General features: G+C 47.9%; 1 pseudogene. It reads left to right on the top strand.

Annotated elements, in window-relative coordinates:
* The first annotated feature begins 356 nt into the window (after positions 1 to 356).
* Positions 357 to 1,155 (top strand): annotated as a pseudogene (locus tag DZ54_RS23055) (IS256 family transposase).
* The last annotated feature ends 145 nt before the right edge of the window (positions 1,156 to 1,300 follow it).

Consider the following 1,300-nt stretch of genomic DNA (forward strand, 5'->3'; position numbering starts at 1 on the left):
TATCATAATCATGCTCAACCCAGGTATTGGCCTTATCTTGCCAACGAATAAGGTGGCCGACTTGATTGTATTGGTAGTCAAAATTCCGCCCCGCATCCGCGCGCACCGAGAGCAAAAAGCCTTGGTCGTCATAATGATACTGCGCCAATTCACGGATCACCGTTTTATCGCGCACGACCTACGGCTGCGTCTAAAAAAGAACCCCACCTAAAAAGGCGGGGTTCGTCATCAACCTCAAATCCGCCACTGCGGACTTTCTCATAAACTGTACTATAAAACGGTAGTGTTCAGAATTCTGTGTCATTTCGTTAGACTGTACCAAAAAGGGATGACACATGACTAAACCAACATTCGATATGGATACCGCCTTGCAAGCTTTGCGTGAAGGTAAAGACCTCACCGGCAAAGATGGTATTTTAACCCCCCTCATCAAGCAGCTCACTGAAGCGGCTATGCAAGCTGAGCTTGATGAACACCTCGCGGATAAAAAGCAGCCTAACCGTAAGAACGGCTCTACATCAAAGTCCGTTAAGAACCCTGCCGGCAGCTTTGAACTCAGTACACCACGCGACCGAGCAGGCTCGTTCGAGCCGCAATTAGTGAAAAAGCACCAAACGCATTTAACCGATGAGCTGGAGCGTAAAATCCTCGCGATGTTTTCTCTAGGTACCAGTTACCAAGATATCCGCATGCACATCGAAGATGTTGTACGGTATTCATGTATCTAACGGTACCATCAATGCCGTGACTGATAAGCTACTGCCTGAGCTTCAGGCTTGGCGTGAGCGGCAATTAGACGCGGTCTATCCGATTGTCTGGCTCGATGCCATTCACTATAAAATCAAAGAGAACGGGCGCTTTATCACTAAAGCGGTGTACACCATTCTCGGCCTCAACGTTGAGGGGAAAAAAGAGCTGCTGGGCCTTTACCTGTCAGAGTCTGAAGGTGCCCATCATTGGCTCAGCGTGCTGACCGACCTGCACAACCGTGGTGTACAAGATATCCTTATTGCGTGCGTTGATGGCCTTAAGGGCTTCCCTGAAGCGATTGAAAGTATCTATCCCAAGACAGAGATACAGCACTGCATTATTCATCAAATTCGCCACTCAATGAAATATGTGGCCAGTAAGCACCAAAAATCCGTAAGCGGTTAATAAACCCCACATACCCATAAGACACGGGCTTTGCCATAGTACCTTTTTGACTGGAGGTACGATGAAACAAGCACAAAAACGCGCGCACTGGGCGGCGATCATTGAACAACAAAAGCAAAGCACAGTATCCATCAAGCAGTTTTGC

The sequence above is a fragment of the Salinivibrio socompensis S35 genome, from assembly GCF_000513715.1.
Lineage (GTDB): Bacteria > Pseudomonadota > Gammaproteobacteria > Enterobacterales > Vibrionaceae > Salinivibrio > Salinivibrio socompensis.